Below are 14,968 nucleotides of genomic sequence, written 5' to 3'. Positions count from 1 at the left end.
AGCATTTCCCACTGGCAGCCAGTGCGCTGGACGTAAAAGATGCCATTGAGGATTTCTCGGAAATCAACTTCTATCGGATGTCCAAAGCCTTTAGGAGCGGGCAGCAGCGGCTGGAGGAGCACCCACTCATCATCGCTCAAATCACTGGGATAGGCTTTGCGGGTAGGATTAGCAATGACCGGGAGACGACTCATGAGCTGGGTGATGCTTCGGTTAGGTCTAGCCTAAAACCGGATTTAGAGCTGCCAAGTCGGCTTTAGCTTTTCTTTATAAATTAGCTCTAAGTTTCCCTTCGATCTCTAAAGAATCCATCATCTAAGGAATCATCCAGGGCTGCCTAGGCAGTCCTTTTTTATTTTTTACTGCTCTATTTTTGTTGCTCTATTTTCGATTTTTGAATTCTTTATTGGATTTATCTCTTTTTCGATCAATTCCTTGCTGGTTACAGCCCTAGTGGCGATGGATTGGGGTTGCCTAATTTGGCCCAATAGACCTCTTGCATTAATCAAGACCCTCACCCTAAATCCCTCTCCCAAGTCGGGAGAGGGACTTGATCACCCGCCACAAGATCGCCGTAACCCAGCAGTTCTGGCTCCCCTTCGCCCACCTTGGGAGAAGGGGTTGGGGGATGAGGGCAACGAGCTGATTCGTGCAAGAGGTCTAATCAGCCACCTCAAAAGACCAGATTGGCTGGCGGGGGGCCAGCAGCCCCCCAAATGTCGCCGCCAGCAAGAGACTTCTAGATCTGTAGCCCAGAGACCCAGGCCTAGAGACCTAGCCTAAAAATCTAGAGCCTAGAGATCTAGGCGCGGAATCCTCGTTGGTGCATCACCAAATCCATGAACTCCTGGCGGGTTTTCGGATCTTCCGCAAAAACTCCACGCACCGCACTGGTCACAGTCCAAGATCCTGGCTTTTGCACCCCACGCATCACCATGCACATGTGGGTTGCTTCCACCACCACGGCCACTCCTTGGGGCATCAGCAACCCTTGAATCGCATCGGCAATTTGGGCCGTCAGCCGCTCTTGCACCTGGAGCCGTCGGGCATACATTTCGCAAATTCGAGCAATTTTGGACAGGCCAATCACTCGGCCATCGGGAATGTAGGCCACGTGGGCCCGGCCAATGATCGGCAGGATGTGGTGTTCGCAGGAGCTAAACAGGTCAATATCGCGCACCAAGACCATCTCATTGGCGTTTTCGTGAAAAACAGCACCATTGAGCAGTTCATCTAGGGATTGTCGATAGCCCGAAGTCAGAAACTGCAAGGCTTTGACCACTCGCTTGGGGGTGTCGCGCAGGCCTTCGCGATCGGGATCTTCCCCCAATCCAATTAACAGCGTCCGCACAGCTTGCTCCATCTCGGCCTGGCTGACGGGGGATTTGGCCGCCGTGGTGATCAGGTTGGGCCGAGGTGACTCGATCGAAAGGGTCATAGGGATTGAGATTGCGGTGAATTGGAGTGGATTGGGAAACGCCCACCCAGCCCGATCGGGTAGGTGAGCGTGCAGGTTGAAGAGATTCAGAGTTTGGGCGGCGCAACCCATCCAGCCCTAGAAACCAGCATTGGTTCCATGACTTGGGTTGGCATCAGACCAGTTATTTGGAGCAACTGGCTTGAATTTCCCTTGAGAAATTATAATGATAATCATTCTCATACGATCACTTTTGCATCAAATTGCTGATGCAGATCGCTAATACAGATCCCTGATGCCGGCTGAAGCGAGAGGCTGACCCATCGATCGCGCCGTCTCTAACAGCACCGTCTCTAACCGCGCCATCTCGATCGCACTGACTTTTGAAAACGACTTTTGAAAATCGGAGTGTTTTAATGACCGTCACCCCCATTTCGCCAACCACCCAGACCACAGACCCGATCGCCCCGGAATCCACATTGGAACCAATCCTGGAATCAACAGCGGAACCGATCGCGCGGCCACGGCGATTGCGCCGATCCGCCACCCTGCGGCGAATGGTGGCGGAAACGGTGTTGACGGCCCAAGACTTGATCTATCCGGTGTTTGTGATGGAAGGGACGGGGCTGGTGGAGCCAATTCCCTCGATGCCCGGTTGCGATCGCCGATCGCTCGATCGGTTGTTGGAAAAGTTGCAGATGATTCAAGGGGTGGGCATTGGGGCGATCGCCCTGTTTCCCGTGATTCCGCCCGCCCAAAAGGACGCGATCGGCTCCGAAAGCCACAACCCCAACGGCCTTGTGCCCCGGGCCGTCAAAGCCATCAAAGCCACCTTTCCCGATCTATTGGTCTTTACGGATGTGGCCCTCGATCCCTACACCACCCACGGCCACGATGGAATTGTGGATGAGGCGGGACGGATTTTGAATGATGAAACCGTGACAGTCTTGACCCAACAGGCCCTGATGCAAGCGGCCGCAGGGGCGGATTTTGTGGCTCCGTCCGACATGATGGACGGCCGAGTGGGGGCCATTCGCCAAGCCCTGGATGCGGCTGGATTTTGGCAAACGGGCATCCTGGCCTACAGTGCCAAATATGCCTCGGCCTATTACGGCCCCTTTCGGGATGCCCTAGATTCCGCCCCACAGTTTGGCGATAAGAAAACCTACCAGATGGATCCGGCTAATCGACGGGAAGCGCTCAAGGAGGCGCTGTTGGATTTGGCGGAAGGGGCGGATGTGTTGATGGTGAAACCGGCTTTGGCCTATTTGGACATCATTTGGCAACTGAAGGCCCAAACCCAACTGCCGGTGGCGGCCTACAACGTGTCTGGGGAATACGCCATGGTGAAGGCTGCTGCCGAACAGGGGTGGATTGATGAACGGGCGATCGTGCTGGAAACCCTGTTGGGCATGAAGCGGGCCGGGGCCGATTGGATTTTGACCTATCACGCGGTGGACGCGGCCCGCTGGTTAAGGGAGCGGCCCTAGCGGGTGGCTAGCTCGATCGCCCCCACAACCCGATCGAGCTGCTCCAGGGTCAGGCCCGGAAACAGGGGCAACGAGAGAATTTCATTGGCTAACTGTTCCGTCACCGGGAAGGCCCCAGCTCCGTAGCCCAAGGATTGCAAGGCCGGTTGCAGATGGCAGGGAATGGGGTAGTGAATGCCCGCAAAGATCTGTTGCTGTTGCAGGGCCGCCAGCAGTTGATCGCGATCGAGCCGACAGGTGGGCTGCACCCGCACCACGTAGAGGTGATACACATGGCCCAGCCCCGACTGATTGGCGATCGGGACAATGCCGCGATCGGCCAGGGCCGCCAACCGCGCATCGTAGGCCGCCGCCAACTGGGCCCGGTCTTCATTCCAGCGGGGCAAATGGGGCAACTTCACGGACAACACCGCCGCCTGCAACGTGTCAAGCCGCGAATTCATGCCCAACTCTTCGTGGAAATATTTGCGAGGTGCGCCGTAATTGCGCAACATCCGCACCTTTGCCGCCACGGCCGCATCATTGGTGACCACGGCTCCACCGTCCCCGATCGACCCCAAATTTTTTCCCGGATAGAAACTAAAGGCCGCCGCCCGTCCCAAGGAGCCGGCCAACCGCCCGCCCCGCCGCGCCAAGTGGGCCTGGGCCGCATCCTCAAAAATCAACAGACCGGTGCGATCGGCCAACGCCAACAGGGCCTCAGGATCCACCATTTGCCCATAGAGGTGAACCGGAATCAGGGCCTTGGTTTTGGGGCCGATCGCCCGTTCCGCCGCCGCCAAATCGATCAGCGCCGTGTCCGGATCACAATCCACCAACACCGGTTGGGCCCCCGATCGCAACACCCCCAGCACCGTGGCAATGAACGTGTTGGCTGGCACAATTACCTGATCTCCCGGCCCCACGCCACAGGCCGTTAGCCCCAAGGCCAACGCATCGGTTCCCGTGCCTACGCCAACACAATGTTCAACGCCACAGGCCGCCGCAAAGGCCGCCTCAAAGGTGGCCAAGGCCTGGCCAAGCACAAAATCGCCCCGATCGAGCGTGCTGGCAATGGCGCGATCGAGTTCGGCCCGCAAGCTCTCGTGCTGCATCGACAAATCCACTAGGGGAATCGGCATTGCCATGGGCGTAATCGGAGCGGTCACCATTGGACCATGGGTCAGGGAAACCGGCACAGCATCGGTCATAGTTAATTGCTCAATCCAAAAAGTAGCGGGAAGATCGTTCAGTATCTCGATTTTGGAGCCTGATTTCGCCAATTGGTGTGCACCGGGTGGTAGTTGCTCCTGTACGATGCGTTCAGTGTCCCGTTTGCGGTTTCCTGAATCGTCCCGAATCGTCTCCGGTAACCATCTTTGGTAACTGTCTTTGGTAACTGTCTCGGGCACTTAATCTTCGAGGCAACACCGTTCAGGCAACACCGCTCAGGCAACACCGTCTGGAACCCCACAAGGCACACAGCCCCATTGTTCCCACCCATGCTGTTGGGGGTTAATCAACAGAACTTTTGGAGAACGTTGTTCATGGCCCCACTGAGTCAGGATTCAGCCGATCGCCCCAAGTCCAGCCCCCTCCCCGATCGCCCATCCGGTTGGCAGCGGTGGCGGGAAAGCGTGCAAATTATCGGCATTGCCCTCGTGCTGGCCCTGTTGATTCGCACCTTTGTGGCAGAACCGCGCGTCATTCCTTCTGAATCGATGTATCCCACCTTGGCCGTGGGCGATCGGTTGGTGGTGGAAAAAATTTCCCACTGGTTCCGGCCCCTGCAACGGGGCGACATTGTGGTTTTTGCGCCGCCGCCCCAACTGCAAGCCCTGGGTTACCCCCGCGATCAAGCGTTTATTAAGCGGGTTATTGGGTTTCCGGGCCAAACCATCGCCGTCAAAAACGGCCAGGTTTATTTGGATGACCAACCCCTCACGGAGCCTTACACCCTGGAGCCACCCACCTACGAGTTAGCGCCCGTCACCGTTCCTGCACAAATGTTGTTTGTCATGGGCGATAACCGCAACAATAGCAATGACTCCCATGTGTGGGGCTTTTTGCCGATCGAGAACGCGATCGGGCGGGCCTGGTGGCGGTTTTGGCCGCTCGATCGGTTCGGTCTCACCAGCCGCTAGACCCAACCACTGACCGGAAGCGCGACCCAACCCACCGCTTAAATCCAAGATGACTCCGTGTAAGTTTTCTTGGATTGAAGTTGATCTCGCTCAGATGTAACTTAAATTCAACTGTTTCAACCGTTTTTAATCATTTTGAATCGTTTTTAATTATTAATTCAACTATTTCAGCCGTTTGAAGTCTATTGACTCGATTTCTGAAGACTTTTTTCACGCCATAGCCATTTTTCAATAGACTTTTCATCATCCGTTGGCAACCCTTCCAGCCATCCAGGTAGCTTCCTGACCCCGATCGCTCCATGACCGTTGCCGACTCATTTTCCTGGGATTTTGACCCCTCGTTTAGACCTATCAATCCCCCTATGGATGATTGGGATTTGTCGCCTCCGCCGCCCTCCGAAATGGGGGATCGCGAGGTGCTGTTGGATGGGATGCATCTGGCCGGCCGGCGCATTGCCCTCCTCGTTTGTGGCAGCATTGCCGCCTATCGATCGCCCGATGTGGCCCGGGCCCTGCGTCGCCAAGGAGCGGATGTGGTGGCCTTTGTGTCGAAGGAGGCCCGCCGCTACGTCACCTTGGAGGCCCTGGAATGGAGCACCACGAACCCCGTTGTCACCAAACTCACGGCCGCGGCCGAACACCTCAGCGATGCTCACCCCTTCGCGGCTTACTTAGTGGCCCCCGCCACCTACGACACGATTAATAAAATGCGGCTGGGGATTGCCGATGGCGTGGTGACGGCGACCTTGGCTTCGGCCATTGGGCGCATGGAGGCGGGCCGCACGGAGGTGTTGGTGGCTCCGACGATGCATGGCACGATGCACAACTCCCTCCTGACGGATTCGTTGCAGGCCCTGCGATCGATTGGGGTACGGATGATTCAACCCCGCCGCGCCTATGGCAAGAACAATTTGCCCGATCCGCAAACCCTTGTGGTGCAGGTCTGTCGGGTACTGAGTCGATCGCCCCTGCACGGTGTGCCGGTGATGGTGACCGGTGGGCCAACGCCGGTTCCCTTGGATGCCATTCGTCGAATTACCAACTGCTTCACGGGGCAACTGGGAATTGAAATCGCCAAAGAACTCTATCTCCGGGGATCCCAAGTGCATCTGGTGCATGGGGCGGGCAGCACCGCGCCACCGGACTGGATCCCCCACACCATTACACCGACCTATCACGACTATCGCGATCGGGTGTTGTCGCTGTTGCAGGAGCGGGATTATCGGTTCGGGATTTTTTCGGCGGCCGTGGCGGACTATCAACCCGTGCAGATTCACCCGGGCAAAATTCCCAGCGGCGGCCAGTGGAAGACGATTCAACTGCAACCCACGGAGAAGGTGATTGACCTGGTGAGCGAGTTGGCCCCCCAGTTGGGTTTGATCAGCTTCAAGTATCAAGAGGGGGTGACTCACGAAGCCCTGATGCAAATTGCCCACGATCGACTCCAGCGGGGTCACTTGGCAGTGGTGGCCAATCGGGGGAATGAGACGGGGCCCCGGGGAGAACAGGTGGCCTATTTGGTCACTCGGGATCGATCGCCCCTGCGGATGTTAGACAAGCCGGGAATTGCGATGGGCATTGCCGATTGGCTGGAAAGCCTGTTCTAGGTTTTGGCTGATTTTTTGCCTAATTTCTGGTCTCAAGGTCTTGTCCTAATTCCTGATTTCATTCTCCCAATCTTGGCGAATGGCGATGGCTAACGGCTCGCAAAGCTGTGGGGCCGGGGCGCTGGTTAGCCGATTTGAAGCGATCGGTGCGATGCTATAGGCGCTCGCAATCGCCCAAGGGGACGGCCCCAAAAACATGCAACCGGCGCATATATCGTTTAAAACCGATTGAGATTGAGATTGAGATTGAGATTGCGATCCTGCTGAAATACTGTTGGAAGACTGCTCAAACAAGCTTGCCCATAGGAGCTTGGTGTGGGCAAGTTTTAAATCGCGGCTGGGTAGCGGTGCTGGGCAAACAGTTCCCGCAACTCCCAAAATTTCAGCAGTTCCGGCAATCCAAGCAATTCAAACAGTGCAAGCAACTGAGTGGGTTCATCGCCAGCGCTCACCCCGGTCGATCGATTCCCCGATCGCCCAGGGCCCGATCGCGTGATGTTGAGGAGTTAGAACACAATGGTTTATGCGGCTGGGGTTAGTGGTTCGGGAAGCATCGGGTTGACGTGGGATGCGGGCACGTTGGCGAGTTGGTTCGATCGCTACCTGGCTCCCCATGGCATCCGCACCAAGGTTTCGGCGCAAATGACCGGCCAAATTGATGTGTGGGTGGAGTGCCAGCAAGAACCGGAGCGCGATCGGTTGGTGCGGTTCATCTGCCACCGACTCCATGGCTTGAATTTGGCGGCGGTGGAAGGGGTGCGGATCATGGCCCGGCGCGTGGGTCAGCCGGAATTGCTGTGGCAGCAGTCGGTGCAGTTGGAGCAGCGGCCGGGCCTCAGTTCCACGGCCTATTATCAGCAGGTGTTGCCCCGATCACCCGAGCAGCAGGTGATGCAACGCTTGGCCCATAGCTGGCTGGTGGCGCGAGATGGTTGGTCAGCGCTGGCGACGGCCACACGCGATCGCTGGCGATCTCCCGTTGGCATGGATCTGGGCACTATTTCCCAATGGCTGCAGCCGGTGGGGCAAAGTTTGGGGGCTGGGCTAACGGTCGATCGGCTCAATGGTCGCTGCTTGGTGGTGGAAGTGCAGTTGCCGCCAGAGGCCGCGATGGCAGCAACGGCCGCCGAAGTCATCTCCAGCGATGGGGAAAGTCTGGCGACCTCAAACACTTCAGGCAGCCCTTCAGACAGCACCTCAGACAGCGCTTCAGGCAGTACCTCAGAATCCCTGAGCCAACCCTACATCGTGCAAACCATTTGCCGACGACTGTGGCAATTTAACGCCTCAGAACAAGGCCAAGTCAGCGGCGTGCGGATTCGGGCCACGGTGTCAGGGCAGGTGGATCCCCTTTGGCAACAAACGATTCGGATTGCGGCTCCGGCGGGCCGGCGGGAGTTAGGACTAGCGGGATTAACCCAATGGGCCACGGATCCGGCCCTGGAACCCATTTGGCGATCAGTGCTGTTGGGCGGGGCGACGATCGTGCCCTTTGTGTTGGCCCTGTGGCTGGCTAGTTCATCGCCCGATGCCACCCGATCGCGCCCCCAACAACCCTTGGCCAGCCCTCGCAGCGGGAATCCCACGGAACAGGTCTTGCCCCTGCGCCCGGCGATTGCTCCCGTGGCCAGTCGGGTGCGGCAGGTGCGGCCACCCGTGGTGCAGGGAGCTTTGGAACTGTTGCCGGTGGTGAATCACCCACCCGCTAATCCCACCGATCCGGCGGTGACCTTGATGTTTGGGGGAGATGTGACCCTGAGCGATCGGGTGAAGCGGCGGTTAGGGGGAGATTGGTCGGCGGCGTTGGCCCAGTTTCCCGAGTCCCGATCGGTCGATGTGGCCATGGTGAATTTGGAAAACCCCATTACGGATGCTGACCGCAAGCGATCGGGCAAGCGTTTCAATTTCCGCGCGGAACCGGAATCGGTGGCCGCCCTGGAAGCGGGGGGCATTGACCTGGTGACGCTGGCCAACAACCACACGATGGACTATAACCGGCCGGGTTTGTTGGACACCTTGGCAGCCTTAGATCAAAGCGACATCCACGCGATCGGGGCCGGGGAAAACATCACCGAAGCCCGTCGCCCCAAAATCTTGGACGTGAAGGGTCAACGGATTGCCTACTTTGGCTATTACAACGCCCATTGGCACGCGGCCACGGAAACCAGCGCGGGCACTAACCCACGCGAAAACGAGGCCTTGGCGGCAGATATCCAAGCCGTGCGCGATCAGGTGGATTGGGTGGTGGTGAATTTCCACTGGGGCGAAGAATTGGCACGCTATCCCGCTCCCTACCAACGGTCGATCGCCCGGCGAGCCATTGATGCGGGGGCGGATTTGGTGGTGGGTCACCATCCCCATGTGCTGCAAGGCGCTGAGGTTTACAAGGATCGGGCGATCGTCTATTCCCTAGGTAACTTCATTTTTGGTGGCCACTCGCGCAGCACCTACGATACGGCGGTGCTGAAGGTGGCCCTGCGCGATCGCCAAATGAAGGTGGACTTTGTGCCGGTGCGGGTGCAAAACTACCAACCCCGGGTGGCTAAGGGCGATCGGGCGAAGGAGATTTTGCAGGAGCTAACCTACATTTCCCGCCGGTTTGACCAACCCCTGACCCAATCCATGGTGTTGACGGCGCGATCGGCTCCCAATCTGACTCCCAATTCTGGCTCGGGTGATTTTGTTTCAAGCAATCCCGATTCTGGTAATCCCGGTTCTGGTAATCCCGGTTCTGGTAATCCTAGTTCCAGTGCCCTCCCAATGACGATCGCCCCAACGGCTCCACTGACAGCCACCGGAGATCGCCCCCAACCCCAACTGCCGAGCTTCACCCGATCGGCCGCAACCACCAACGGGCAATCGCCGATCGTGGTCGCCCCCTTACCCAGCCCCGCAGCAGCTCCGATGCCCAGCAGCTCGCCCGCCGTGGCCAGTGCCCCGATCGCTCCTCAGCGCCCCTCTCAAGCTGGGGCTAACCCCATCAGTTCTTCTGACGGCAGCGCGATCGGCCAGCGAATCCAAGCCAGTGGCCAATCGGCACGCGATCGACTGGCGCAATTGATGACCGCCGTGGAACTGAGCGAACTGGTGCGCAATGCAGAAGCCCCCACGGATGAAGCGTTGGGGCCTAGCAACCGTTCCGTGGCGGCCATCACGGCTCCGGCAGGAAACCCATCAGCAACACCTAGCCCCATGGGCAACGGCCCGCGCCGATCGATTTCCTTTGAAATTGGCCCAGAAGCAACCAGCTCAGAGCCGGCCGCCGGGCGATCGACCACCAGCCCTCAACTGCCCTTTACAGCCCCTACCCCATCGGGAGTCACCCAGGACAACGGGTTCACGGCTGCACCATCTTCGATGCCTGCCAACTACAGCAGCCTCAGCCTGCCCGCGTTGGTGAAGTCAGCGGCCGATCGGGCCCAGGCCATCCTGGAGCCATAGCCATTGATTAGCCCCCATGGTTCCAGGTTCAGGCTTGGGGCGATCGGGGCTGGCATTGAGGGCAAACATGGCTCGATCGACCCGCAATCCGCAACCGCTCGATCGCCGTGCCACAAACGCGGCAGGGTTGCCCCTTGCGGTTATACACCCAAGCTTCCCCGCCGTAGTTACCGTTTACCCCTTCCAGGTTCACAAAATCGCTAAAGGTTGTGCCGCCCGCCGCCAAGCTGGCTTCCAGCACTTGGCGAATTTGCTGATGGAGCTTGCCAACCTGTTCCATGCTCAGGTCTGCGGCCCTTGTTTCTGGCCAAATGCCTGCCAAAAAAAGGGATTCGTCGGCGTAGATATTGCCCAAACCGGCCACTAGGTCTTGATCTAGCAGGGTGGCTTTGATGGTTTTGTGGCGTTTTCGCAGCCGCTCCGCAAAGTAATCGATCGAAAAAGCCGGGTCAAAGGGTTCTGGTCCCAACTTCGCCAAACCGGTGATCACTTGTTCGATCGGGCGATCGGGTGACACCCACCACAAATGCCCAAATGTGCGCTGATCCACAAATCGCAATTCTCGCTCGATCGCGTTGGAGCGCAGTCGCAACCGAATCCGTGTGTGCTGATGTACCGGAGTCGCCGGATCCACCCACAAAAACTGGCCCGTCATTCGCAAATGGGCCCCCAACCAGCCGGCCGGCCGTTGCGCTCGCTGCAACTCGCCCAGCAAATACTTGCCCCGTCGTTTCCAGCTCACCAGGCAACAGCTCTGCAAGCCCGCTAAAAACGCCTCGGGTTCCGGAGCCGCCACCGCTCGATCGAGCAGCACTTCACCCCCCACAATCAGCCAGCCGGGAGTTGCTGTGGCCAACCCCCGCCGGACGGTTTCTACCTCTGGCAGCTCTGGCACAACATCCCCCAGCCTTGCAAAGAACCAACCCACGAATCAGACCAAGGCCAGCGCCCTGGTTTGCGCAACGCTGCCACCATCCCCAACGGGCGATCGCAGCGGTGATTCGCCTATTTTTTCGGAGCAGCCTTCGGCGCTTCCACCACTTCCAGCTCTTCGGGCGCGAAGTTGTTGGTGTTAATGCCCGAGTAATTGACCTTCTCAAAACGGACAATTACCGGGTATTTGATGCCGCTTTGGTCGACCGAAGCAACCGTGCCCACATCCCGATACCAGTACGACTCGGGGCGCAGAACCCGCACCTTAGCACCGCGTTGAACCGCCATAGGTTTATCTTCCTTTGGTTTATTTTTCTCTCTTTTGACCCTATCCCCAGGTCTAAGACTCAGGGACTTTGGCCCTAAATTAAACAGCCGAAACTGTTTAATTCATCCATGGGTTGACGCTGCCTTGATCGCCCCCAGAAATCTGGATGAACCCGATCGGCGCGTCGATGTTGAGTCTCGGACTGACTGCCCGTGACGATCGCACCCACATCGGAAGGACAGCCCAGAAGGCCAGTCCTGTTGAGTCCCGTTTAGGGTGAAGTGGCTGCTCTCTAGGCTACTATCGCCCAGCCAACGACTAAAGGGGTGAGGTTTTAAGTTTTATTACTCGCTAAACCGAGGGCAGCCAACCAGGGCATTGATTCAAGTGTTGATTCAAGTGTTGATTCGGGCACTGACTCGGACACTGACTCGGGCACTGATCAAGCCATGGTCGATCGGGCTATTGATCTGAGAACTGATCCGAGAACTGACCTGAGAACTCTGGATCGAAATCTTTGCCCATCTAGTTGTTGCCAACGTTGGGCCAAACACAATCTCCCGCCCATTCCCGCTTGAAGCCCAGGCGCGATCGATTGGGAACCGTCAAAATCACAGGGTTTGTTTGCTCATCGACCAGGTTGTAAGCCTGGAGGTGTTGCTGAGTGGTGATGTTGCAGTAATACCGACGGCTACCCACGGTGTAGAGAAACTGCCAAATATTGCGCCAGTTGGTTTCGCGATAGATGCCATCGGGCCAAGGGCAAATCCCTGTATCCGTCCGGCCCCGATCGAACGTGGAGCGATCGCCCACCACTCGCACCACACCATCGCCCCCAAAAGCCGTCAACTGATCGCGATTCATCACACGGCACATGCGACCATCACCCGCAACCCAACGGATAGTGGAATCGCTCATTCGCCGATAAAAGCCCGGCGGCCAACTTTGCTGGGCGTTGCTCGGTAACAAGTTACCAACCATGACCACCGCAGCGGTGGCCGCCATGCAAGTTGTGGCCAAAACGGCCCGAATCCACGTTGTTCGCGTTAAACCAGCCATGTCCTCACTCCTTTCTGGTTCACTTCTTCCTCGCTCGGATGCGTGGCTCAACCATCGCTGAACCGTTCTAAACCTTGAGCACCCGAGGACTCTCTCCACAGCTTTTAACCATGAAGAGTCGGGAACTGCGGATACCCAAAACCATCAGCAGCCACCAGTCACCCAAACAACAACATCAGGGTTTTAGAAATTTGATAACAGACCGTCAGGCAAATTTGGTTCAGCAAACTTGATTAAGCAATTTTGGCTGAATAATTCTGGTTGGGCAATTCTGGTTGGGCAATTCTGGCTGAGCAAATCGGGTTAGGGAAATTTAGCTGAGCCAGTTGGGTTCGGCAATTGCTTGAGCGATCTTGCTGAAGCAATCCCTAACGCATGGCGATCGGTTGGGCACTGTCGCCCACATTTTTCGCCACTTCTTGGCCGTATTGCTCAAAAATCACCACCGGATCCAGAGTCTTGCTCAGTTCTACCCGCTTCACCAACACCTGGCCATTGGCAATTCGATCGCCCACATTCACGTAGCGCTCGGAGTTCTCACCGGGAATTTGCACAATGATTTGGAATCGATCGCCCACTTGCACCACACCAGTCACCCGCAAACTGAGGGCATCCGTGGGCGAAGGAGGCGCAGGCGGCTGACTGGGAACCGTCACAGGCGGCACTTGCGGCCGCGCAGCCACCGGAGAGCGGGCAGGTGTGGGACGACGCACCGCCGGCCGCGGCTTGGGCGGATCAACCAGCGTTGGCGGTGGATAGCCTCGGAAATCGCGGCCTTCCACATCGGTTTCCGGCTCTTGCCAAGTGGGGGATGGAATGGCAATCGGTCGGGGAGATTGGGTCACGCTGGGGCCCACAGGGCTGCCATCCGGCAACTTGGCCAGGGGCTGCACTTGCAGCGGAATCGCAAAGGGATCGCGCCGACTGTTCTTGCTATTTTGCTGAATTTCGGTTTGGGTTTGCTTGGCCCTTGCGTCAATGTTGGTGGGCTGAATAAACCGCTGGATGGTGGGTACGGCCGTCTTGGGGCGACCGGCAACCATGGGCGATTTGAAGTCAGCCTTGGGCACGGTAGCAGTGGGCGCATCCGTACCGCTGGCGGGGGACGCAGTTGGGCTGGCCTCGTCAGTGGTTGCAGTGTCTGTGGGGCCACCACAACTGGTGGCTGCCACCAGCAGGGCTACGGCTGCCCCAAACCGTACCAGGCTGGGCATAGGTGAATTCTCCGATGGTTGAGTCCGCGGGATGGTTGAGTCCAAGGGACTGAGCTGCCCAGCATTGTAACCAATGGCTAGGCGATCGTCTCGTTTTCTGAGTCCTGGTCTCCGATTGGCCTCGGGTTTGGCAATGCTGCTTCGAAAGCGACCTCAATCGGGTTGAGAACTGGCCTCTGGAGCTTGATGAGATCAACTCCTAGGCGATCAGAACGGGGCTAGGTGATTACCCAAAGGTTCAACCTGAACCGCTGAGTGGTCAAGGGTTAGTCATCAACGCTGAATCGTCAACGCTGAATCGTCAATGGTTAACCATTAACTAATCGTCAACGGGTTCCATCATGTCCTTCAAGGACTCGAGACCCTTGCGCACCCGACGGGAAACGGTCACAGCGCTAATCCCCATTCGATCGGCCACTTCTTTTTGGGTCAAGTCATGGAGGAAAACAAATTCCAGAATCTGGCGAGTGCGCTCTTCTAGCTTGACCAAGGCTTGGTTCAAACGCAGGCGGTCTTCTTCGGCCAGTTGGAAGCTGCGATATTTACGATCGGGGAGCGTGTCCCCCAAGGATGACGGTTCTTCTTCGTCGCTGCGTACCGGTGCATCCAGGCTAAGGGGCGATCGATTTTGACGAGCCAGCTCCACATGCTGCCACTCACTCAGTTCAATGCCGAGGGCTTCCGCAATTTCCCAATCATTGGGCTGGCGGCCCAGGGATTCCCGCAAGTTGCGGGTGATGGTGGCGGATTGTTGCTGGAGTTCCAACCAGCGGCGAGGAATCCGAATTGAACTACTGCGATCGCGGAGGTAGTGCTGAATTTCGCCCCGAATGTAGGGAAGGGCAAAGGAGCTAAAGGCATTGCCCTTGCTAGCATCAAACCGCTCGATCGCCCGAATTAGGCCAATGCTGCCAATTTGGAGCAGATCTTCGTAGCTTTCCTGGCATTGGGCAACCCAGTGGGCCGCTTCTTTCTTCACCAGGCCAAAGTTCAGCTCAACCAAGCGATTGCGCAGTTCCGTTGAGGGACAGGCCCGATAGGCGTTCAGCAACTCCAAACTGCGGGCGCGCAGGTCGTTGGGCGCAATACAAGCAGGACGAGCAGCCATGGTTACTAGCAGGGTAGTGCGTTGACTTTAGGGGGTCTGACACCCTGTTTCTTAGTGTATGGCCATTACTACCCGATCGCTGTGATTCGTAGCACAGCAAAACCGCATTGTGGTTTTCTAGCTACTCTGCCTGGGATCACCGATCCATTAGACTTCGGCCCCAGTCGCTGATCCCGTTGATGGATTGCATTTCATTAGACCTCTTGCACGAATAGAATAGTGGTGTGGAAAGTCGCTGTCACCACCATCGAGAGATGCTCTACGAAAGCCTCGCCTCGCTACCCCCATCACAGTTCCGCCGTGCCTGT

At 57.4% G+C, this 14,968-nt stretch carries 13 protein-coding genes; 4 read left to right on the top strand and 9 right to left on the bottom strand.

Going from position 1 to position 14,968, the window contains the following annotated elements; translation table 11 throughout:
* Both H6G52_RS18210 and folE read right to left on the bottom strand, forming a co-directional pair.
* Positions 1 to 194: transposase (locus H6G52_RS18210; protein ID WP_190527913.1), on the bottom strand; the 194-nt coding region annotated here is incomplete at its 3' end.
* Between the two features lie 608 nt (positions 195 to 802).
* Complete coding sequence (gene folE / locus H6G52_RS18205; protein ID WP_099535359.1) at positions 803 to 1,438, bottom strand: GTP cyclohydrolase I FolE; 636 nt, start codon at positions 1,436 to 1,438, stop codon at positions 803 to 805.
* 395 nt (positions 1,439 to 1,833) lie between these two features.
* Here folE and hemB point away from each other — a divergent pair, with 395 nt between their 5' ends.
* Positions 1,834 to 2,907 carry a porphobilinogen synthase gene (gene hemB / locus H6G52_RS18200; RefSeq protein WP_190530205.1) on the top strand — a complete coding sequence of 358 codons (1,074 nt, stop codon included), beginning with the start codon at positions 1,834 to 1,836 and terminating at the stop codon, positions 2,905 to 2,907.
* Here the strand turns inward: hemB and H6G52_RS18195 are convergent.
* Positions 2,904 to 4,043 carry a DegT/DnrJ/EryC1/StrS family aminotransferase gene (locus tag H6G52_RS18195; RefSeq protein ID WP_370567113.1) on the bottom strand — a complete coding sequence of 380 codons (1,140 nt, stop codon included), beginning with the start codon at positions 4,041 to 4,043 and terminating at the stop codon, positions 2,904 to 2,906. The two genes, hemB and H6G52_RS18195, sit on opposite strands and share 4 nt — an antisense overlap.
* A 390-nt stretch (positions 4,044 to 4,433) precedes the next feature.
* Between H6G52_RS18195 and lepB the strand changes: the two genes are divergently transcribed.
* Together lepB and H6G52_RS18185 are read left to right on the top strand one after the other, a co-directional pair.
* Positions 4,434 to 5,030: a signal peptidase I gene (gene lepB, locus H6G52_RS18190; protein WP_099535361.1), complete on the top strand. Its 597-nt coding sequence runs from the start codon at positions 4,434 to 4,436 to the stop codon at positions 5,028 to 5,030.
* 362 nt (positions 5,031 to 5,392) lie between these two features.
* Positions 5,393 to 6,637, top strand: a complete 1,245-nt coding sequence (locus tag H6G52_RS18185) for a phosphopantothenoylcysteine decarboxylase (protein WP_099535365.1) — start codon at positions 5,393 to 5,395, stop codon at positions 6,635 to 6,637.
* A gap of 326 nt (positions 6,638 to 6,963) precedes the next feature.
* Here the strand turns inward: H6G52_RS18185 and H6G52_RS18880 are convergent, their stop codons facing one another.
* Entirely contained in the window at positions 6,964 to 7,089 is a 126-nt protein-coding gene (locus tag H6G52_RS18880; RefSeq protein ID WP_255407566.1) for a hypothetical protein, read from the bottom strand.
* A 64-nt stretch (positions 7,090 to 7,153) separates the two neighbouring features.
* Here H6G52_RS18880 and H6G52_RS18180 point away from each other — a divergent pair, with 64 nt between their 5' ends.
* Positions 7,154 to 10,078, top strand: coding sequence for a CapA family protein (locus tag H6G52_RS18180; RefSeq protein WP_190530203.1), 2,925 nt, complete (start codon positions 7,154 to 7,156; stop codon positions 10,076 to 10,078).
* 28 nt (positions 10,079 to 10,106) lie between these two features.
* Here H6G52_RS18180 and H6G52_RS18175 read toward each other — a convergent pair whose 3' ends face one another.
* From H6G52_RS18175 to H6G52_RS18155, 5 genes are all read right to left on the bottom strand, one after another.
* Positions 10,107 to 10,973 (bottom strand): DNA-formamidopyrimidine glycosylase, encoded by an 867-nt coding sequence (locus H6G52_RS18175; RefSeq protein ID WP_190530201.1) that lies wholly within the window; start codon positions 10,971 to 10,973, stop codon positions 10,107 to 10,109.
* Positions 10,974 to 11,083: 110 nt separating this feature from the next.
* On the bottom strand, positions 11,084 to 11,299 hold the full coding sequence (locus H6G52_RS18170) for a photosystem I reaction center subunit IV (RefSeq protein ID WP_190354314.1): 216 nt from the start codon (positions 11,297 to 11,299) through the stop codon (positions 11,084 to 11,086).
* A 505-nt stretch (positions 11,300 to 11,804) separates the two neighbouring features.
* A complete protein-coding gene (locus H6G52_RS18165) occupies positions 11,805 to 12,338 on the bottom strand; it encodes a hypothetical protein (protein ID WP_190530199.1) in 534 nt (177 codons plus the stop codon).
* Between the two features lie 368 nt (positions 12,339 to 12,706).
* Complete coding sequence (locus H6G52_RS18160) at positions 12,707 to 13,552, bottom strand: hypothetical protein (RefSeq protein WP_099535376.1); 846 nt, start codon at positions 13,550 to 13,552, stop codon at positions 12,707 to 12,709.
* 319 nt (positions 13,553 to 13,871) lie between these two features.
* A complete protein-coding gene (locus H6G52_RS18155) occupies positions 13,872 to 14,660 on the bottom strand; it encodes an RNA polymerase sigma factor SigF (RefSeq protein ID WP_099535378.1) in 789 nt (262 codons plus the stop codon).
* Positions 14,661 to 14,968: the final 308 nt, after the last annotated feature.

Origin of the sequence: Limnothrix sp. FACHB-881 (assembly GCF_014698135.1) — a bacterium.
Classification (GTDB): domain Bacteria; phylum Cyanobacteriota; class Cyanobacteriia; order CACIAM-69d; family CACIAM-69d; genus CACIAM-69d.
This window is presented reverse-complemented; position numbering and strand designations above follow the sequence as displayed.